The organism is Phenylobacterium sp. VNQ135, from assembly GCF_049445735.1.
In the GTDB taxonomy this organism is placed as follows: domain Bacteria; phylum Pseudomonadota; class Alphaproteobacteria; order Caulobacterales; family Caulobacteraceae; genus Phenylobacterium.
Map to the genome: position 1 here is coordinate 47,927 of NZ_JBMSDS010000006.1, position 17,628 is coordinate 65,554.

General features: G+C 69.8%; 20 protein-coding genes. 12 read left to right on the plus strand and 8 right to left on the minus strand.

Annotation, left to right across the window (positions count from 1 at the left end):
- On the plus strand, nucleotides 1-2,493 hold the full coding sequence (locus ACO2Q0_RS20625) for a prolyl oligopeptidase family serine peptidase (protein ID WP_423353402.1): 2,493 nt from the start codon (nucleotides 1-3) through the stop codon (nucleotides 2,491-2,493).
- Here ACO2Q0_RS20625 and ACO2Q0_RS20630 read toward each other — a convergent pair.
- From ACO2Q0_RS20630 to ACO2Q0_RS20645, 4 genes are all read right to left on the minus strand, one after another.
- Entirely contained in the window at nucleotides 2,411-4,003 is a 1,593-nt protein-coding gene (locus ACO2Q0_RS20630) for an asparagine synthase-related protein (RefSeq protein ID WP_423353403.1), read from the minus strand. The genes ACO2Q0_RS20625 and ACO2Q0_RS20630 overlap by 83 nt on opposite strands.
- Nucleotides 4,004-4,198: 195 nt before the next feature.
- The gene (locus ACO2Q0_RS20635) at nucleotides 4,199-4,789 is read right to left on the minus strand and encodes a lasso peptide biosynthesis B2 protein (protein ID WP_423353404.1); all 591 of its coding nucleotides are present in this window, start codon (nucleotides 4,787-4,789) and stop codon (nucleotides 4,199-4,201) included.
- Between the two features lie 104 nt (nucleotides 4,790-4,893).
- Entirely contained in the window at nucleotides 4,894-5,016 is a 123-nt protein-coding gene (locus ACO2Q0_RS20640; protein ID WP_423353405.1) for a hypothetical protein, read from the minus strand.
- 96 nt (nucleotides 5,017-5,112) lie between these two features.
- Nucleotides 5,113-5,733, minus strand: a complete 621-nt coding sequence (locus ACO2Q0_RS20645) for a GntR family transcriptional regulator (RefSeq protein WP_423353406.1) — start codon at nucleotides 5,731-5,733, stop codon at nucleotides 5,113-5,115.
- Nucleotides 5,734-5,940: 207 nt separating this feature from the next.
- Here ACO2Q0_RS20645 and ACO2Q0_RS20650 point away from each other — a divergent pair, with 207 nt between their 5' ends.
- From ACO2Q0_RS20650 to ACO2Q0_RS20675, 6 genes are all read left to right on the plus strand, one after another.
- Nucleotides 5,941-6,369 carry a hypothetical protein gene (locus ACO2Q0_RS20650; protein ID WP_423353407.1) on the plus strand — a complete coding sequence of 143 codons (429 nt, stop codon included), beginning with the start codon at nucleotides 5,941-5,943 and terminating at the stop codon, nucleotides 6,367-6,369.
- A gap of 54 nt (nucleotides 6,370-6,423) precedes the next feature.
- Nucleotides 6,424-7,344 carry a DUF7146 domain-containing protein gene (locus tag ACO2Q0_RS20655; protein ID WP_423353408.1) on the plus strand — a complete coding sequence of 307 codons (921 nt, stop codon included), beginning with the start codon at nucleotides 6,424-6,426 and terminating at the stop codon, nucleotides 7,342-7,344.
- 157 nt (nucleotides 7,345-7,501) lie between these two features.
- Nucleotides 7,502-7,627 (plus strand): hypothetical protein, encoded by a 126-nt coding sequence (locus ACO2Q0_RS20660; protein ID WP_423353409.1) that lies wholly within the window; start codon nucleotides 7,502-7,504, stop codon nucleotides 7,625-7,627.
- A gap of 17 nt (nucleotides 7,628-7,644) precedes the next feature.
- The gene (locus ACO2Q0_RS20665; protein WP_423353410.1) at nucleotides 7,645-7,887 is read left to right on the plus strand and encodes a DUF3606 domain-containing protein; all 243 of its coding nucleotides are present in this window, start codon (nucleotides 7,645-7,647) and stop codon (nucleotides 7,885-7,887) included.
- A complete protein-coding gene (locus tag ACO2Q0_RS20670) occupies nucleotides 7,887-8,174 on the plus strand; it encodes a hypothetical protein (protein ID WP_423353411.1) in 288 nt (95 codons plus the stop codon). The genes ACO2Q0_RS20665 and ACO2Q0_RS20670 overlap by 1 nt, the downstream gene beginning before the upstream one ends.
- Nucleotides 8,175-8,671: 497 nt before the next feature.
- Complete coding sequence (locus ACO2Q0_RS20675; RefSeq protein WP_423353412.1) at nucleotides 8,672-8,917, plus strand: hypothetical protein; 246 nt, start codon at nucleotides 8,672-8,674, stop codon at nucleotides 8,915-8,917.
- Between the two features lie 200 nt (nucleotides 8,918-9,117).
- Here ACO2Q0_RS20675 and ACO2Q0_RS20680 read toward each other — a convergent pair whose 3' ends face one another.
- From ACO2Q0_RS20680 to ACO2Q0_RS20695, 4 genes are all read right to left on the minus strand, one after another.
- Nucleotides 9,118-9,357: a response regulator gene (locus ACO2Q0_RS20680; protein ID WP_423353413.1), complete on the minus strand. Its 240-nt coding sequence runs from the start codon at nucleotides 9,355-9,357 to the stop codon at nucleotides 9,118-9,120.
- Between the two features lie 198 nt (nucleotides 9,358-9,555).
- The gene (locus ACO2Q0_RS20685; protein ID WP_423353414.1) at nucleotides 9,556-10,146 is read right to left on the minus strand and encodes a mobile mystery protein B; all 591 of its coding nucleotides are present in this window, start codon (nucleotides 10,144-10,146) and stop codon (nucleotides 9,556-9,558) included.
- Nucleotides 10,143-10,616 (minus strand): mobile mystery protein A, encoded by a 474-nt coding sequence (locus ACO2Q0_RS20690; protein WP_423353415.1) that lies wholly within the window; start codon nucleotides 10,614-10,616, stop codon nucleotides 10,143-10,145. The genes ACO2Q0_RS20685 and ACO2Q0_RS20690 overlap by 4 nt, the downstream gene beginning before the upstream one ends.
- A 457-nt stretch (nucleotides 10,617-11,073) precedes the next feature.
- A complete protein-coding gene (locus tag ACO2Q0_RS20695) occupies nucleotides 11,074-12,138 on the minus strand; it encodes a serine hydrolase domain-containing protein (protein WP_423353416.1) in 1,065 nt (354 codons plus the stop codon).
- A gap of 294 nt (nucleotides 12,139-12,432) precedes the next feature.
- Here ACO2Q0_RS20695 and ACO2Q0_RS20700 point away from each other — a divergent pair, with 294 nt between their 5' ends.
- The 5 genes from ACO2Q0_RS20700 (at nucleotide 12,433) to ACO2Q0_RS20720 (ending at nucleotide 17,442) form a co-directional block, all read left to right on the plus strand.
- A complete protein-coding gene (locus ACO2Q0_RS20700) occupies nucleotides 12,433-12,783 on the plus strand; it encodes a hypothetical protein (protein WP_423353417.1) in 351 nt (116 codons plus the stop codon).
- A 112-nt stretch (nucleotides 12,784-12,895) separates the two neighbouring features.
- Nucleotides 12,896-13,195, plus strand: coding sequence for a hypothetical protein (locus tag ACO2Q0_RS20705; RefSeq protein WP_423353418.1), 300 nt, complete (start codon nucleotides 12,896-12,898; stop codon nucleotides 13,193-13,195).
- An 11-nt stretch (nucleotides 13,196-13,206) separates the two neighbouring features.
- A complete protein-coding gene (locus tag ACO2Q0_RS20710; protein WP_423353419.1) occupies nucleotides 13,207-14,901 on the plus strand; it encodes a PepSY domain-containing protein in 1,695 nt (564 codons plus the stop codon).
- Nucleotides 14,902-14,904: 3 nt separating this feature from the next.
- Nucleotides 14,905-15,201, plus strand: coding sequence for a DUF3325 family protein (locus tag ACO2Q0_RS20715; RefSeq protein ID WP_423353420.1), 297 nt, complete (start codon nucleotides 14,905-14,907; stop codon nucleotides 15,199-15,201).
- A 126-nt stretch (nucleotides 15,202-15,327) separates the two neighbouring features.
- Nucleotides 15,328-17,442 carry a TonB-dependent siderophore receptor gene (locus ACO2Q0_RS20720; protein ID WP_423353421.1) on the plus strand — a complete coding sequence of 705 codons (2,115 nt, stop codon included), beginning with the start codon at nucleotides 15,328-15,330 and terminating at the stop codon, nucleotides 17,440-17,442.
- Nucleotides 17,443-17,628 lie beyond the last annotated feature (186 nt).

Here is a 17,628-nt window from a genome sequence, read left to right on the forward strand (position 1 = left end):
ATGCGCATCCTCCCGCGACGCGCCGCCGGCCTGGCGACGACGGCGGCGTGCATCCTTGTCACGGCGACTTCAGCGACCGCTCGGCCCCTCGCGGTCGAGGATCTGCTGCGCCAGGAAAGCCTTGGCGCAGCCGCGTTCGACCCTACAGGCCGTTGGCTCGTCTTTGAGCAGCGCGACCGCTACGACACCGCGCCCTCCTACGACCTCTACAACGCCCAGGCGCTCGCCCTCACCCGGCTGAAGATTGTCGATGCGCACGCATCCGCACCTGCGCCTCGGGATCTGGCGGAGGCCGGGCGCGGCCTGACGGCCGCGGGATTCTCGCCGCGCGGCACGCGCTTGGCGGTCTACCGGCTAAGCGGCCGCCGGTGGATGCTCGGCGTCATCACCTTGGCCACCGGGGCGATCCGCTGGCTCGATGTGACGCCCGAAGAAGTGCGCCGCGGCCGGGTGCTGCAGTGGCTGTCCGAGGACGCGTTCCTATTGCTCGAGCGGCCGGATCAGCGGACACCGTCAAGCCTGGCCGCAGGGTTCCTGCTCAGCGACCGTCTGCCGGCGCTGTGGGCCGCCGCCGCCGATGGCCGCGGGGCCCATACAGCCTTCGGCAGCGGCCGCTATCTCGACATCCGCGAGCGCGGTCCCGGCAACCGGCTGATCCGGGTGGACGCCGGAACCGGCGCGACGACGCTCCTTGCCGAGGGCCGTTTCATCGATCTCGAACTGTCGCCCGGCAAGGACCGCGTGGCGCTGTTCGAGAGCGGCGCCGATTTGCAGCCCCGCGGCGATAGTCCGGTCCGCGGACTGGCGGGAACCGAGACCGAGGCCACGCGGCTGTCGATCCTCGACCTCAGATCCGGGCGGATGACAGCGCCCTGCCCCGACTTCGACATCCTGCCGAACCTGTTGTCCTGGTCGCCGAGCGGCCGATCGCTGTTGCTCTACACCCGCGCGGCCCATGGCCCCTGGTCGGCGGGCCGGCTGCGGCTGCTGCAGAACGGACGGCTGGAGACCGTGGGCGCAGACCTGACGCCGCAGCTCGACACAAATCCCGTGTCGATCTGGACCGACTGGCTCGGCGAGGCGCCCGTGGTGCTCGGCCGTCGCCGCGGCGCCCCCCGCGACGACTGGCACGTCGTGGGTCCTCGCGCGTCGTTGAACCTGACCGGAGGCCTGCCCGAGGCGCCGGACCGGCGTCTGCGGGTCGCAGGCGGATCGAGCCTCATGGTGCTGGCTGGCGACTCCCTCTGGCGCGTCGGCGCCGGTCGCCCAGCGGAGCGCCTGGCGGCAGGCGCCTCGGCGCTTCCGTTTGCAGCGTTCAAGCGGGCGGAGGGCGGCCGGCTCGTGCGGGCTCCCACGTCGGCGGCCTGGGTGCGCCTTGGCGACGGGGCCGTGGCGCGGCTATCAGGCGACGGGCTGTCCAGGACGCACCTCACACTGGACGGCGAGAGCCCCGAACTCGCGCCGAGCGGCGCAGCGGCGCTGCGGCGTCGCACCGACGCTCAGGGCCGAACGGCGCTCGACCTCGTGCGCCCAGGTGGGATCGCGCCGCTCGCGCTGGTGAATGCCGATTGGGGCGAGGTGGACCCGCTGGTCGCCGAACCCATCCGTCACCTGGGACCGGACGGCCAGCCGCTGGTCAGCTGGCTGTTCCTGCCGCCACGCGGAACCGGTCCCGCTCCGCTCGTGGTCCGCCCCTACCTGGGCGACAACTACCCGGCGCCGCCGGAGGACCGCGACCTACAGGCCGGGTTCCTGCAGAACCTGCGCGTGCTGACCGGCCGCGGCTATGCCGTGCTCGCGCCGAGCCTGCCCAACCCTGGGGGGATCATGTCCGATCCGGGGACTGGGCTGGCCGGAAGGCTCGACGACATCGTCGATCTGGCGGCGAACGATGCGCGCTTCGCCGGGCGCGTCGACTTCGACCGGGCGGCGCTGATGGGTTGGAGTTTCGGCGGCTACACGGTGATGAAGACCCTGACCCAGACGCGGCGCTATCGCGCCGCCGTCTCCGTCGCCGGTGTCAGCGACTTCCTGATCCACTGGGGCCAGCCGGGCGTCGAGAGCTTCGTAGCGCCCGAACAAGGCTATCTGGGCAACTGGATCACAGGCGGGGTGGAGCGCACTCAGCCCTCGATGCTGGGGCCGCCCTGGGCCGAGCGCGACCGATATCTGCGGAACAGCGCCCTGCTGGAGGCGGACAAGATCGAAACGCCGCTTCTGATGCTGCATGGCGCCTTCGACCTCATCGATTCCGCGCAGTCGGCGGCCATGTACACCGCGCTCTTCCGGCAGGCGAAGGACGCCCAACTCGTGATGTACTGGGGGATGATCCACACGGCGAACGCTCCGGGTGACGTTCGGGACATCTACCGGCGCGTGTTCGATTTCCTGGACGAGCACCTGGGGCCGGTCAGCGCCGCCCACGCCCCGGCGCATCCGCGGTCCGGGTCTGCCAGTGGCGAACCCAAGCCTCCACCGCGGCCGCCCACATGACATCGGCGCCCCGAGCCGCGCCGCTGATCAGGGCGCCCGGATCTAAGGCCTGTGCGACGGCGCCACGGTCGAGGACGCCCGCGTCCGCCAGAACCCCGTCGACGAGAAAGGGCTCAAGGGCTTCGCGGCTCTGGGCGACGAGCTGCTGGAAGTAGGCCGTCGTGCTCCCCTTCACGTTGCGGTCGTAGATCGCCTGCGGAATGCGGTCCCGAAAGGCGGCGCGGGCGAACGGCCGGTCGTAACTTGCGCCGGCCAGCAGCGGCGTCGGCACGCCGAGCGCAAGCTCCACAACCGGCTGCGCCGCCAGCGGGAAGAGGTGGTCCGCCACTCGGGCGGCCCGGCTGCCGCCATTGTAGGTCTGGGTGTTGGCCAGGGCTTCGATGTGCAGCTGCTTGCCCGGCGGCAACCCCGCGCCGCGAGCGGCCGTCGTCCAGGCGTGCAGCGGATCGCCCACCGCACGACGGAGCGCGTCCGTTGTCAGGGACGAGATAGGGTTGGGCGGCGCCGCGGCGACGCCTCGCGCCGCCTGGCGCAGGACCGACCAGATCGAGGTCCGCAGCCGTCGGGCTACGTTCGGCAGCAGCGGGCCCACGAACACGCCCATTCCATCGGTGCGCCATCCGTCTGCAACGATGAGGGCGCTCGGCATCTGGAAGAAGACCCCGTCGCCGCCCTGGCCCGAGAGCACGGCGTCCGATCCTGTCCCGACGAGAATGTCCGTCAGGGTCCTGTCGTGCCGAGCGTCGACGCCCATCACCGCAGGCCAGGGGCCGTCTGCGAGATCCTTAAGATCCGCTTCGTCGATGACGCCGGGAACCCAACGACGCACCTCGACCGACAAGGCGGCGCGCAGGGCGACGGCGGCGGCGAAGCGTCGTTCGTCCGCTTCCGGGCGCGGGAAGTCGAAGTAAACCGCCGTGGCCGCGCGTGGCGACAGACCTTGAGCGGCGAGGCTCCCGGCGACGATGGCGGAGTCCAGTCCGCCGGAGAGCTCCAACACCACCTTCCGGCTCCGGACGAGCGCGGCGGTACACACATCCACCCGGCGCACCAGCTCGGTCTCGAGATCGCGGGGGCCTGCGCCATGGGGGGCGCAGTAGTCGGCGGGCCGCCACACGGCTTCCTTGGACGGCGGTTCGCTCAGCCGGATGCACTCGCCCGGACCGGCGGCGACGATGCCGTCCATCAAGGGAGCCGTGGTGCAGACTTGAGGCGCGACGACAAAAGCGCCGATCCGATCCCAATTCAGATAGGCGTGCGGGGCGCTGAGCTCGGCAGGCGCGCGAGAGAAGTCCGACGTCAGGACATGTAGCCCGGGCGCCAGGCTCCAGGCGTGGAGTTCGAACGCGCCGGACGGATCGCGGTAGGCGCTCGCCGGCCCGTCCGCCGCGGGCGCCCAGATGGCGACGAAGCGGCCCCAGGCGTCTCGCGCGAGAGCGTGCGCGTCGGCCGCTGGCGGTGCGGAAGGGGCCGGCGGCTCAAGGCCATGGCGGCCGAAGATGTCGCCCACGATGACTCCGCGGCTACCGCTGTAGGCTTGGACGGCAAGACTTTCCGTGGTTGTCCAGAGGGACCAACCCGGGCCTTCTCCGCGGCGGCGCCAAGCTTGGTCGCGATCCATACGAGCGGCAAGCTTTGCGACATGCGCGAGGCGGTCCGGGTCTCCCGTCCGCCAGGTAAGGGCGAGAAATGCGCCCGGCACGCGTCACACGACGAGGATCGGGGCGAAGCCCCGGGTGCGGTCCAGGTCGTCGTCGAGCACCACGTCCGCGCACTGCAGCCAGCAGTGCGCCGAGAACGGCCACGTCCGGACCCCGAACACCCAGAGCGCATCAAGCCCGCGCGAACGTAGCCGCCGCAGCAACAGGAAGGATCGCAGAAGGCACTTGCCGGACAGCGGCGCGTACGGCGCCCACCTCTGAAAGGCGCCCGCGACCGCGGCCACCTCGGCCGTCATGGTCGGAGAGTTGGACAGCTGCTCCCGCCTTGCCTGCGCGACGATCGCGTGGAGGGGCTTGCGGCGGTAGTGTCGGAGGACCTCCGACACGCCGTGCGTCATCTCCAGCAGGTCGCGCCCGCGCATGACCCCTGGCTCACGCGCCAACAGGGACTGTTGGGCGGGAAAGTAGTGACGCTGCGGCTCGGGGCGCGCCGCCTCGCGGGCGTCCACGAGGCCGGCCGCCCGGAGATCGTCCGCAACATCTTCTGCCGGGGTCACGAGGGCGCGGCGGTCCGACGAGAGAGCTGCGCCCGCACCTGGCAGGCAGGCGTAGGCGTCCGCACGCAGATCGAGCAAGACCAGGTCCTCTTCGACGGCGAGGGCGTGGGTGTGGGGGGTGAGCCAAAGGAGCGGCGGCATGGCGGGCGCGGGCCCGCCGCAGGGCGGCGGGCCCCGTCGACCTATTCCTCGAAGCCGACGTTGGGCTGCAGCTCGCCCTCGTAGCCACGGATGGCGTTGGTGGACGCCTTGGCGCTGCCGAGGCAGATCAGGCGCGACACAGGCGCGGACAGACGCAGTTGCATGGCGGTTCTCCGTTGCAGTCAGTCGTCGGATGACGACGGGGAGAATTCCGCGCCTCGCCTGCTCTCTATTCAATCTATATTCGGTCTATTCGCGAACTATAATCTGGACGCGTGCCGGACATAGATTTGCAGCAGCCGGTCGGATGCCGCGATGCGGCGACCATGATACTTTCGAAGGGCCTGGGCGATCTCGGCCGGCGCTTCGTCGGTGAAGGCGCGCGCAAGCTCCAGGGCTTCTTCGTCGAGCTCGTCGAGGAGCCGAGCCTCGGTCCGGCGGACGGGGCCGAGCTGGGTCGCGACGCTGCGATAGGCGGCGTGGAGCACCGGCGAGCCCCGCGCGTCCACCCAGGCGAGGAAGAAGCTCTCCAGGGCGATCACCGGGTCCGCGGAAAGCGCTTCGGCCTGCGGCGGGGTATGGCGCACGGCGCGCTCCTGGGCGAGCAGCATCAGCAGGTGGGACTGGCTCAGCCGGTAGAGGTCGGCGACGTCGCCGCCCGTCAGCCGGCGGGCGAAGAACCCCTGATGGCGTCGCTCCTCGACCACGCCCTCGCCGGCAAGGCGCGACAGCGCCTCGCGGACAGGCGTCGCGCTGAGCTTCAGCTCGTCGGCGACCGCCACCACGGGAATCCGGTCGCCTGGGGGAAAGCGCCCTTCCAGAAGACCGCGGCGCAGGGCGTCCAGTGCGGTTTCGAAGGCCTCTTCACGCTCCCTCCCCATGACCCACTCCAAACTGACTGGACGACCATAGGTTGTCGAAAGCCCGCTCTTGGCAAGCGCATGCCGTCGATGTTCCGATCTTCTTTCGCTGATCCGCAACTTTATTGCGGATCACACGCAAGGATATTGCGGGTCTTCCGAACTACTGAAACCTAAGGTCAACGCCCTGTGTTCTGGCCTCATCAGTTCAGGTCACGGATCGAGATCATGCGGGTCGTGGACACTTGGGACGGCGATGCGCCGCCGAGCGTCGAGCAGGTTCTTCGGCGAATCGCCTTCCATATCCGCCAGCGCATCGCCGAGCCCGGCGTCGCCGAGCGGGTCGCGGCAAGGGCGAGGATCACGCGCAAGACGCTCAGCCGCTATGCCGCCGTCGAAGCCCTTCCGACATCCACCACCGACCCGCGAGCCGCGGGGCCTCGACGCCTGGACCTGTTCATCGCCATCTGCCGGGCGCTGGACGAGAACCCCGGCAAGGTGCTCTGGGCCGCGACGCTCGCCGCCGACTACCCGGCCATGCGGACCCTGCTCGAAGCCGACGTCCATCTCCATCGAGAGCTCCGGATCATGGCCGGGCCCGGCGGGCCGCGCAGCCTGGCGCTGCAGCTGGTGCAGCGGGCTCCCGGCGACGACTAGGCTGCGAAGCGGGAGGAAGGGCCCGCGGCTTCGCCACACGAACGGGAGGCGAGCATGCATAGGTCTAACGCCCAGCTGGGCACGCTCCACCACATTGTGGCGGTCCTCGGCGGCGACCTCTACGCTGGCGGGCGGCGCGCCAACGTTCCGGCGCCGGGCCACAGTCGCGCAGACCGGTCTGTCTCGCTGCTGCTGTCCGAGGGGCGCCTCGTCGTCCACAGCTTCGGCGCCGCGACCTGGCAGGAGGTCCTCGACGATCTCCGCGCCCGCGGCCTCCTCGACGAGGGGCGGCGGCTGGTGGGCGCCAGCGGCTCTGCACCCGCCGCCCCGGCGGAGGACCTTCCGCACCGCGCCGACCGGATCGCGGCGGCCGAGCGGCTCTGGCGGGAGGGAGGATCGATACGGGCAGGATCCGCCGCAGCGCTCTACGGCGCGACGCGCGGCTTCGATCTGACGGTGGGCTGCGGAGCGCTCCGCGCGCACAGCGCCGCGCCGGCCGCCGTCTATCGTCCAGGGGCGCGGCGACACCCGGCCCTGCTCGCCGCCGCGCACGACGCCTGCGGCCGTCTCACCGCCATTGAGGTGAGTTACCTGACCGAGGACGGACATCGTCGGCGGATGCGCACGCCGCGGAAGCTCGTTGGGGTCTATCCGGCCGGATCGGCCGTCCGCCTCAGCCCGCCGGCGGCGACCATGCTGGTGGCCGAGGGGCTCTTCACCACCCTCTCGGCGATGCGCCTCTTCGGGCTTCCCGGATGGGCGCTCCTCAGCGCCCACAACCTCGCCCGATGGACGCCGCCGTCCGAGGTGCGGGAGGTCGTCATCGCCGCCGATCCAGGCGCAGCCGGTGGGACGGCCGCGCTCCGCCTGCAGGCTGCGCTCCGGAATGCAGGTCTCCGAGGCCAGGTCCGCCCCCCGCCCTGGGGCTATGAGGACTGGAACGCCCTGCACCTCGCGGGACACGGCAGGACCTAGCCGCCATGGGGACGCTTGCCACGGGACGCGACTCCCGCCCGAGTCCTGCGTCTTGACCCGGGGACTCGGCGCCATGGCGGAGCTGGTGGATTTCGTGGAGCGGCGGCGTGCTGGGTCGCGGCTTGGCCGTGGCCCAAACGGAGATGCTTCGCCTCCGATGCAAGAGCAGGCCGCCACGCAGCAGGCGCCCGTCGTCGTCCTGTCTGAAAGCGAGCTGTCGACCGCCGTGGAAGCGCTGCGCCGGAAGGTGCTTGCCCACGCCCCGCTCTGGGCGGTGCGCTGATCGTTCTCCGGACGTCCGTGGCGGAACTGGACCACAGCCGGCGCCTTTCCTCCGATCCCAGGAGGAACGACATCGCCGACAGCAAGACCGATGTGGGCGAGCCCGACCGGAGCCGGGTCTCCGGCGCCGAAGCCTATGAAGTGCGGGACTTCGCCGGGGCGCACGGCATCACGCCCGATCAGGCTCGCGAGCTGATCCGGCCACACGGCGACGACCGGGACGCGCGGGACCGCGCGGCCCAGCGGCTGAAATCGAACTAGTGGCGTTCGGTAGACGCAAGCCGGTCGAGATCTTCCGCGGCCAGGCGACCATCCGCCTGTCGGGGCGGGAGATCGCTGGGACCTACGAGCTTGCCGGCGACGCGGGACAGCTGCGCGGACGCGAGCGGCTGCGCCTCGTGTTTCTCACCACCCCCGATGAGGCGGAAGCCGTGTTCCGCGCCCGTGACGGCCGGATCGCGATCGACGGCCGCAACTTCAAGTTCGAGGCCCTGGCGCATACGGTCGGCGACAGCCGCGTCTGGACTGACATCTCGCTCGGCGGCTAGGCGGCTCGTCGCGCGAACTCCGTCCGTTCGCGGAGGGCAGGCTGAACGCCTACGGGACGGTCGAGAGGTGGGGCGCGGACCGCCCGATAGCGCATCGATCGCGCCGACCTAGGAGGTCCCCGTCGTCCCCTCGTCGGCCTTGGATGAGCGACGCTCCCTTAGAGCCCCTTCGGCCAGCAGGAGCCGTGTCTCTGCAATCTGCAGAAGCGCACCCCGAACCGCCAGCTGCACGGGTGTCCCGTAGGGCCTTCGTAAGCGGCTCCCAAGAGCCAGACCGCCCCTAGCCAGGTCCGGCCCTGAGCATGCCTCGGCGCCCAAAGCACCAAGGACGGACGCATGGGGCCGGCGCGCTCGCCGGATGCGCATGTACCGAGCTCGCAATCTGACACTCCGAAGGAACGCTTCCGCCGCGAACATCGGGATGGCCGGGCTTCTTCCAGGTCCTGCGGCTCTACCCCTCGCGCTTCGTCGACAGGCATGCGGCAGTGGCGTACGCCATGACCCGCGTCGAGGCGCCCCAGCGGCATGTCTGGAAGCAGCTGACCGAGGCGCTCGGTCTCGCAGGCGCCGACGTGGGCGACGAGATCACAGCGCCTCGAACGCCCGAGCCTCTGTCGTTCGCCGTCGAGCGTGTCGAGCAAGAGGAGCGGCAACGCTATGTCCTCCCGCGCCTCGATCAGCCTGCGCCCGGCGCCGCCCTCGTCGGACCTACGGCGTCGGCGAGGCCACCCACGCGAGCTTGACGCTGTATTTCTACAGCGACGATGCCCGACAACGCGCTGCACAGAGCGAACCCCGGTGGCGGGAGTGGCTAAGCGAAATCGTCGCGCGCAGCGAGCGCTCTCCCACTCATACCCGACGTCCGCCGGGCCGCTTCTCGCCGACCCCGACGTCTCACATCAGAGGTCGACTTGCTCGGAGAGCGCTGGTGCGTCATCCGCCTCTAGCCGAGATGGCGGCCCTTGAAGCCCGCCCCGACAATCCGACCGCTTTGGTCCGGCAGCACCATGTCGGTGAACAGCAGGTCGATCCTCTGATCCGAGGCGAGTACGGCGAGCGCGGACCGCGTCGTCGGCGCCTCCAGGACGACGTAGCCCGGTTCCGTCAGGATCATCACGCTGCAGCTGCGGATGTCCGGATTGTCTTCGACCACAAGGACGACCTCGGCCTTCGAATTCCTCACCGGCAAGCCAACGGCTATGTGACCCAGTACCCGACCTGGTCACCCTTCGGGATCAACGGCGGCTACTACTACGGGAAAGTCACTTATACCTTCTGACCGGCGGCGGGGCGTCCGCCCAGGGCGCCCCCGCTCATCCGGATCCTCTGGGGAAATGCTAGGGGTCCTCCGGGCGGTGGTGAGCCAAGCGGATGCGCGATGTTAGGACCGGGCAAATTCCAGCAGAGGGGCGAGGTCGTGATTATCAGCGGCGCGCACGCCGGCGATGTAGCGCCTCCGCAGTTCGTCGGCGGCGATCAGGCCGCCGCCGCCCCAGCTGAACCGATCACCCCCGAGGGCGACGATCAGGAGATCCGCGGCCAGACGTGCGTGGCGACCGTTCCCGTTGGGGAACGGGTGGATCCAGGTGAGCCGCGCATGGAAGCGAAGCGCGATCTCGTCCGGCGGGTAGGTGTCGTGTTCGATCCAGTAGCGTACATCGTCGAGCAGTTGGCGCAGATCGACACCGATCCGATACGCCTCGACACCGATGTTGCGTTCTGTGGTTCGAAAGGTCCCGGCCCACTTCCAGACGTCCTGGAACATCCGTCTGTGCAGTTGGAGGAGGAAGCCTTCATCAAGCACATCGCGCTTTCGGCTGAAGGCCCAGCGATCGGCCTCAGCGATCCCGAGCTGTTCCACCTCATTCAGTTGATCGCGGTCGGTGATGTAGCTCGGGATGAGGTCGTGCCGCTCCTCCGGCGCGAGGGGCGTCGCCGCATCGTCCTCAGCGTCGGTGAGCGGGTCGCTCATACATCCGCCCAGAGGCGACGATCATTGCGCAGAAGCTCTTCGGCCAAGGCCTCGCGCGCCCGTTCCATGCGCTGTTTGCTGACGCCCTGGTTCTCAAGACGCATGGTGTGATTGGTCCGCGCGAGCTGCAGATCGGCCAAGAGCCGGGCCCGATCCCTCACCACATCTTCAAGCGGCTTCTTCGGAACGAGCGCATAGACGAGCTCGCAGTCGAGTGCTTCAGCGGCGTGGCGCAGGCTCTTGAGCGTGACGACTTCGTTGGCCTCGGCGCGTTCGAGCGCGGCGACGCGCGGCTGCGACACGCCCAGCCGCTTCGCGAATTGGCCGGTCGTCATGCCAAGGGCTTCCCGGATCGCGCGAATCCATCCGCGCTCCGGGCGAATGAGTGGGTCGAGCGCCCGCAAGGGCTTCAATTGCACATCTAGCGCCCAGCGTGCGAGCGAGTTGAGGTTCTTCCGTGCGGAACTCATAAGTTCTGATCTCCCCTTCTATCTATAACTTATATCTTCCGATCGCGCAATCAGTATGGAATTTAGGGGTTATAATTTCCAGCACTTCATTGAATCTACAGGTTATCGTTCTTCTCTTCGTCAGGCCTAGCCCGATGGCGTCGGCTTCAGCGGGACTTGCGCCCGATGCGCATTCGAGGGCGTCCGAGGTAGGATGAAGAGGTCGCGTCCGGCCAGGAACGCCTCCTGCGCTGGCCTAAGTCCCTTCCCTTGATCCCACGGCCGGCGCGCTCTGTGTCGCGGCAGGAGCGGACATCGGCTCGCCTCCGCAAACAGCCATTCGCGTGTCCCCACGCAACGCCCCGTCACCAGCCCTGCAGGACGTCGGCTATGGGCGGGGCGCGGACCTTGGCTCCGGCCGGAAGCCCCGCCGGCGCGACCGAATGCGGCGCCTCTGCCCCGGGGGGATCGGCCCCGCTCAGGCGCCCGCCACGGCCGCCGGGATGATCCCGTCGGCCAACAGGCGGTGCAGCGCGCCGATGTGATCCCCTTCCCGGGGCGCCGTCGCATCGGAGGTCATCACCACCGTGAGGCCCAGGTCGGGCACGATGTAGAGCATCTGACCGCCATAGCCCCAGGCGAAACGTACCTCGTGCCCCCCCGCCTCGCTCAAGAACCAGCCGTAGCCGTAGGAATTCCCGCTCCACGGCGACACGGTGCGCGGCCGCCAGCTTTCCGCAATCCAGGCCTCGGGCACGATCTGGCGTCCGCCGGCGCGGCCGCCGTTCCGATAGAGCTCGCCGAAGCGGGCGAGCGCCCGCGGGGACAGGAGCATGTCGTTGCCGCCGAAGTAGACGCCCTGGGGATCGCGAGGCCAGGCGGGAATCTCCACGCCGAGCGGCTCGCCCAGCCAGTCGCGGGCGAGCTCCAGCGTGCTGCGACCCGACGCCCGGGTCAGCATCGCCGACACGAGGTGGGAGCTGCCGGTCGAGTAGAGCATCCGTCCGCCCGGCGCGTCGACGAAGGGCCGCGAAAGGGCGTAGCGCACCCAATTCGGGCTCGAGACCCAGCGCCCGTAGTTCGGCCCTGAAGTGCGTTCGAGCCCGGCCTGCATCGAGAGCAGCTGGCCGACGGTCAGCGCCTGCAGCCGGGGGTCCGGGTCCGCCGGCGCATCGCGCTGGAGCACCGAGAGGACGGGCTGGTCGGCGCCCGTCAGCACGCCCTTCGAGATCGCGATGCCGACGAGGGCGGAGAGGATCGACTTCGAGGCGGACTTGACGTTCACCGGCCGATCGAGCGGCGGACCGCCGTTGAACCGATGCTCGGCCAGCGTCTCACCGTGCCGCAGGACGATGAGCGCGCGGAGGCGGGGAAGCTGCGCCGCGTCGCGCACGACCTGCTGCATGCGCCCGGCGTCGAGCCCGCGGGTGGGCGGCGCCTCGCAGGCGACGGGGAGGTTGCCGGACGCGCCGGGTTCGGCCGAACAGCCGCTTGTCGCCAGGCAGGCGAGCGCGAGGGCGGCGGCAAGGGTCGTTTGGCGCATGGGCGTCGAGATGGGCGAGCTTCGATGGGTTTCGGGGCGGCGACAGGGCGCGCAAAAGCTGTCGGAAGATGGGCCGCCGGCGCCTCGTCCGCGACGCGCCGTGAAGGCCCGCCGGGAACCCGACCAGCGCCCCATGAATTCGTCGGAGCGAAGCTGTATCATCCAAGGGGCCCGGCATGCGACCGGACCCGTAGGTGCGGCCATGAGGGCCGCCTACGGCCTGCTGCTGGCCTTCCCAGTCGCCCTGTTCAGCTTCGCGACCGCTACCGACATCCCTATCTGGGCACCGCCGAGATGCAGTGGAGCAACTTCTCGGCCTGGGCGATCACGGTCGAGCTGATGTTCGGCGGCGTGGCGCTCGTCTTCGCACTGCTGGCCCTCCTGGCCGGGTTCCGCTCGCTCCGCCGCAGGCCGCGTCTGCTGCACGCGGCGGCGCTGGCCGTGATGTGTCTGCTGGGGCTGATCAACGCCTTCAAGCACAGCCAGGACGCCTGGAGCTCGGTGGAGGCCCTTGGCCTGACGCTGTCGATCCTCACCGCCATGGCCGCGCTCGCCGCCGGGGCCATCGCCTATTCGGGCGCGACGACAGTCTCGGAGTGGGCTTGCCGCGGCGGCCAAGCCGGCGCGGTGAAGCCAACATCTTGAACAACTAGACGCTGCCGCTGCACCCAGTTAAGAATGCGAGCCGTTCGCAAATTCATCCAGGGCCACTCAGCGCGTGACCGATTTGGCAGCCCGCAGCCGGCTCAATCCCCCGATGCAGCCCGGTTTGCGAAGGGCGGCGTCGGCGATAGGCCGTCACCTGGCCGCGCTGCTTGGCGGCTGGTGGTTCGCCTATGGCTTCGTGGCGCTGGCGACCTTCGGACTTCGGGCCAGCGGGATGGCCTTCGAGGACGCCCGCCTGCTGTCATGGATGCTGGGCTTCCTGGTGCTTCTGGGCGGCGTCTGCTGGGCCTATGCGCCGCGCAGCGCCTGGCTGCCGTGGCTGGTGCTTGGGGGCGGCGGAACGGCGATGGGCGCGGCGGCCTGGGCGCTGGCGCGCCTCGCGACGAGCTAGGAGCAGAGACGATGGGCGACTCCTTCCGTCAGGCCATGGCCTACATGCACACTTGGCTGGGCCTCGTGCTCGGCTTCGTGCTGATGGCCTGCTTCTTCTTCGGCTCCCTGTCGGTCTTCGATCGGGAGATCGACCGCTGGAGCGTTCCTGAGAGCCGTGGCGCCGCCCAGCCCCTGCCCTCCTATGACAAGGTGATCGCGCCCATGATCGCGGGCGTCCGGCCCGACCCCGCCGACCTGCGGCGCGCGGCGGGCGAGGTGATCGGGCCGGCGCCGCCCGGCGAGGCGCTCGCGGCGACGCAGGTGTTCGTGAGCATGGGTCATCGGGACTCCATGCTGAACGTGTTCACGACCTACGACCTGCCGAACAAGCCTAAGGACCCCAACCTCGACCACGTTCATGCGTTCGGGCGCGCCATCATCGATCCCCGCACCGGCGCGCGCCTGCCGCCCGAGCTGGAGGAGCGCCTGCACCTGGGGACCGGCTTCTTCTTCCCCATGCACTACGCCTTGACGCTGCACTGGAAGAACGTCGGCTACTGGATCGTGGGCGCGGCGGGGATGGGCATGCTGGCGGCGCTGGTCTCGGGCGTGGTCATGCACCGGCGCATCTTCCGCGAGTTCTTCACCTTCCGACCGGACAAGGCGCGCCTGCGGGCCACGCTGGACCTGCACAACATGACCGGCGTGCTGGCCCTGCCCTTCCTGTTCGTGATCACCCTGTCCGGCCTCTTCATCTTCGCCGGCATCTACCTGCCGAGCGGCCATGACCTGATGCACGAGTGGTCGGAGCGGCAGGAGCTGGCTTCGATCGCCTCGACCGGCTTGGCGGCCGAAGCGGCAGACCGGCCGGGCGGTCTCGCCTCGGTGGACGCCATGGTGCGCGAGGCCGAGGCGCGCTGGGCCAAGGAAGGGGTCGGCGGTCGCGTGGGCACGATCGAGGTCGTGCACCTCGGCGACGCCAACGCCTATGTGGGGATCAGCCGCGACAGCGTCGACCAGGTCGCCGATCCCCAGACGCTGTACTTCGACGGCGACACCGGCCGCCTGGTCTACGTGGAGCCCAAGGCGGGCCCCGTCGAGGCGACCTACGACTTCTTCTACGGGCTGCACTTCCAGTTCTTCAAGCACTGGACGCTCCGCTGGCTGCTGTTCGCCTCCGGCCTCACGGGCTGCGCCTGCATCGCCACGGGCTTCCTGTTCTACGTCGAGAAGCGGAAGAAGAAGCACGCGGCGGCGGGCTCATCCGGGGCCTGGGTGGTGGACGCCCTGGCGGTGACGACCGTCACTGGCATGCTGGCGGCGACCGGCGCCGTCATGCTGGCCAACAGGCTGCTGCCGACCGACATGCCCGAGCATAGCCTGGCGCAGAGGCTGATCTTCTGGGGCGTGTGGCTGGCCGCTCTGGCCCATGCTCTCGTGCGCGCCCGACCCGTGGCCCGGGGCGCGGCCAATCCAGCCTGGGCCGAGCAATGCTGGACGGCCGCCGTCCTCGCCATCGGGGCGGCGCTCGCCAACTGGACCACGACCGGCGATCACCTGGCCGCGACCCTGTCGGAAGCCTACTGGCCGGTCGCCGGCGTCGATCTCGTGCTGCTGCTTAGTGGGGCGGCGGCCGCCTGGACCGCCTGGCGGCTGCAGCGGCGCGCCGCGGAACGGCGGCGGGCGGCGCCGGAGGCGGCCTATGGCGTTGCGGCGGCGGAATAGGCGATGACCGAGACCACCCTGCACGGTTTGGCGCTCGCCCTGGCGATCGCCGGCATGGGGGCCTTCGCCCTGTCGCTGGACGCGCACTGGCGACGGTTCGCAGGCCGGCGACCGCTCGCGAGATCGGCGCGGGTCGGTCTGCGCGTCGGGGGCGGGAGCCTGATCGCCGCCGCCTTCGCCGCCTGCCTGGCCGCCGATCCTCCCACCATGGCCGTACTGGTCTGGGCCACCATGCTCACGATCGCGGCGGGGCTGGTCGCCGCCGCGGTCACGGTCAAGGCGTGGGGGCGCTCGGACTAAACGCCGTCGCCTCAGGCAGCGCTCTCGCGTCTAGATGAAAATGAGTTGCAATTGCGTCTTTGCAGCGGTAGTCGCGCCGAAGCTGGGCTGAAGGACGGCTCAGGGGATGCGAGCGGGGTCTTTGATATGAGCTTGAAGGCATGGCTGCTGGCGGGCGGCATCGGCTTGGCGATGGCTTCCCCGGCGAAGGCGCAGGAGGCGGCGGTCGAGGAGCTGGTTGTCTACGGCCACGCGGACAAGTCCACCAACGCCGCCCTCGGCCTGGAGCTGACGCCCCGCGAGACGCCGCAGTCGATCACCGCGATCACCAAACAGCAGATCGAGGACCAGGCCCTATCGAACGTCTCCGACGTTCTGGCCTTCGCGACCGGCATTTCGGCCAAGGCGGTGGACCGCGGCCGCAACACCCTGTCCGCCCGTGGCTTCGAGATCACCAACTTCCAGATCGACGGCGCGCCGTTCCAAACGGGGAATGTCGGCTTCGACGAGACCTCGACGGCCATCTACGAGCGCGTCGAGATCGTGCGCGGCGCCACCGGCCTGCTGAACGGCGCCGGCGAGCCGTCGGCCTCGATCAACCTGATCCGCAAGCACGCGGACAGCACCGAGCTCACCGGCGACCTGCGGCTCGAGGCCGGCTCCTGGGATCGCTTCGCGGCCACCGGCGACGTCTCGTTCGCCCTGAACTCGACGGGCTCCGTACGCGGCCGCATCGTGGCGCAGGGCTACACCCAGGACGCCTTCATCGACCTCGAGGAGACGCGCGGCTACGTCTTCTACGGCGTGATCGACGCCGACCTCGGTGAGCGGACCACCCTCAGCCTCGGCGGGGCCTACCAGCGCGACGAGCGCAGCGGCGTGATGTGGGGGCAGCTGCCCTACTGGTTCAGCGACGGGACGCGCACGGACTGGCCGCGGTCCAAGACCACCGGGACCGACTGGAACCAGTGGGACACCGAAGATCAGACCGCGTTCGCCATGCTCAAGCACCGCTTCGGCAACGGATGGTCGCTCCGCGCCGACCTGGGCTATCACCGCCAGGTCGAGAACTCGAAGCTGCTCTGGATTTCCGGCTATCCGGATCCGGTGACCGGGCTGGGGATGGATGCCGGCGGCTACTGGTACGACAGCCGTCCCAAGCAGTGGAATGCCGGCCTGATGGTGCAGGGACCGTTCCAGCTGTTCGGTCGCGAGCACGAGCTGGTCGCGGGCGCGATGTACAATCACCTCCGCGGCGGCTGGACCAATCAGGATCCGACGTCCGGCTGGGGCCCGGCGCCCAACTTCCTCACCTGGACCGGCGCGTCCTATCCGGAACCCGCGTGGGGCCCGCGCTACAAGATGTCGGACCAGGGTACGACGAAGCAGGCGGCGGCCTATGCCGCTGGCCGCTTCAACCTGACCGACGATCTCAAGGTGATCCTGGGCGGCCGCCTCAGCAGCTATGAGCGCAACGAGAAGGTCGCGGCCTATACGCCGGTCGCCTACACCATCTCGCACGACGGCATCTTCACGCCCTACGCCGGCGTCGTCTACGACCTCACCGACGCGGTCTCGGCCTACGCCAGCTACACGAGCATCTTCAAGAACCAGACCGCGCGCGACCGCAACGGCGACTACCTCGACCCGCTGGAAGGCGACGCCTATGAGGCCGGCCTGAAGGCCGAGTTCCTGGGCGGCCGGCTCCTGGCCTCGGCGGCCGTGTTCCGGGTCGAGCAGAACAACTTCGCCGTCCCGGATCCGGGCTATTTCGTCCCGGGCACGACCGATCCGGCCTCGCGCGCCGCCCAGGGCACGGTGTCCGAGGGCTACGAGATCGAGCTCTCCGGCCAGATCACGCCGCAGTGGGGGGTCAACCTCGGCTGGACCGACTACGACGCCGAGGACGCGGACGGCGCAGACGTCGTCGCCCACCACCCGCGCCAGATGCTGAAGCTCGCCACCGTCTACGACCTCCAGGAGGTGCTGCCGGGCCTGCGGGTCGGCGGCTCGCTGCGCTGGGAAAGCCGCCCGCCGCAGATCGCCACGAACCCCGGCACGGGGATCGACGGGCGCGTAGGCCAGCCCGCCTACGCCATCGTCGGGCTGATGGCGGAATACCAGATCAACGAGCGCGTCTCGGCCCAGGTCAACGTCAACAACGTCTTCGACAAGACCTACTTCAGCAACAACGCCTGGTTCGCCGGCTACATCTACGGCGAGCCTCGCAACGCCCGCATCACGCTGGAGTATCGGTTCTAAGTCGCCGAAGCGCGTTCATCCCGCGCGTCGCGCAGCTTGGCGGCGGCGGCGGGAGCGCAGGCCTCCGCTGACCGTGGACGTGCTTTCGGCGCGCAGCTGGGGGTTCGCCGCCGGCACATTGCGGACGCCGCGTGTCGCGCGGCCGCGTCGCTCAGCTCGGAAGGGAAGGAAGGGCTGGGGCGGGCG

Coding starts and splice junctions, on each gene's coding strand:
- ACO2Q0_RS20625 (WP_423353402.1), top strand. CDS start 1: ATGCGCATCCTCCCGCGACGCGCCGCCGGCCTGGCGACGACGGCGGCG.
- ACO2Q0_RS20640 (WP_423353405.1), bottom strand. CDS start 5,016: ATGCAACTGCGTCTGTCCGCGCCTGTGTCGCGCCTGATCTGCCTCGGC.
- ACO2Q0_RS20645 (WP_423353406.1), bottom strand. CDS start 5,733: ATGGGGAGGGAGCGTGAAGAGGCCTTCGAAACCGCACTGGACGCCCTG.
- ACO2Q0_RS20650 (WP_423353407.1), top strand. CDS start 5,941: ATGCGGGTCGTGGACACTTGGGACGGCGATGCGCCGCCGAGCGTCGAG.
- ACO2Q0_RS20655 (WP_423353408.1), top strand. CDS start 6,424: ATGCATAGGTCTAACGCCCAGCTGGGCACGCTCCACCACATTGTGGCG.
- ACO2Q0_RS20660 (WP_423353409.1), top strand. CDS start 7,502: ATGCAAGAGCAGGCCGCCACGCAGCAGGCGCCCGTCGTCGTCCTGTCT.
- ACO2Q0_RS20675 (WP_423353412.1), top strand. CDS start 8,672: ATGACCCGCGTCGAGGCGCCCCAGCGGCATGTCTGGAAGCAGCTGACC.
- ACO2Q0_RS20685 (WP_423353414.1), bottom strand. CDS start 10,146: ATGAGCGACCCGCTCACCGACGCTGAGGACGATGCGGCGACGCCCCTC.
- ACO2Q0_RS20690 (WP_423353415.1), bottom strand. CDS start 10,616: ATGAGTTCCGCACGGAAGAACCTCAACTCGCTCGCACGCTGGGCGCTA.
- ACO2Q0_RS20695 (WP_423353416.1), bottom strand. CDS start 12,138: ATGCGCCAAACGACCCTTGCCGCCGCCCTCGCGCTCGCCTGCCTGGCG.
- ACO2Q0_RS20700 (WP_423353417.1), top strand. CDS start 12,433: ATGCAGTGGAGCAACTTCTCGGCCTGGGCGATCACGGTCGAGCTGATG.
- ACO2Q0_RS20705 (WP_423353418.1), top strand. CDS start 12,896: ATGCAGCCCGGTTTGCGAAGGGCGGCGTCGGCGATAGGCCGTCACCTG.
- ACO2Q0_RS20710 (WP_423353419.1), top strand. CDS start 13,207: ATGGGCGACTCCTTCCGTCAGGCCATGGCCTACATGCACACTTGGCTG.
- ACO2Q0_RS20715 (WP_423353420.1), top strand. CDS start 14,905: ATGACCGAGACCACCCTGCACGGTTTGGCGCTCGCCCTGGCGATCGCC.
- ACO2Q0_RS20720 (WP_423353421.1), top strand. CDS start 15,328: ATGAGCTTGAAGGCATGGCTGCTGGCGGGCGGCATCGGCTTGGCGATG.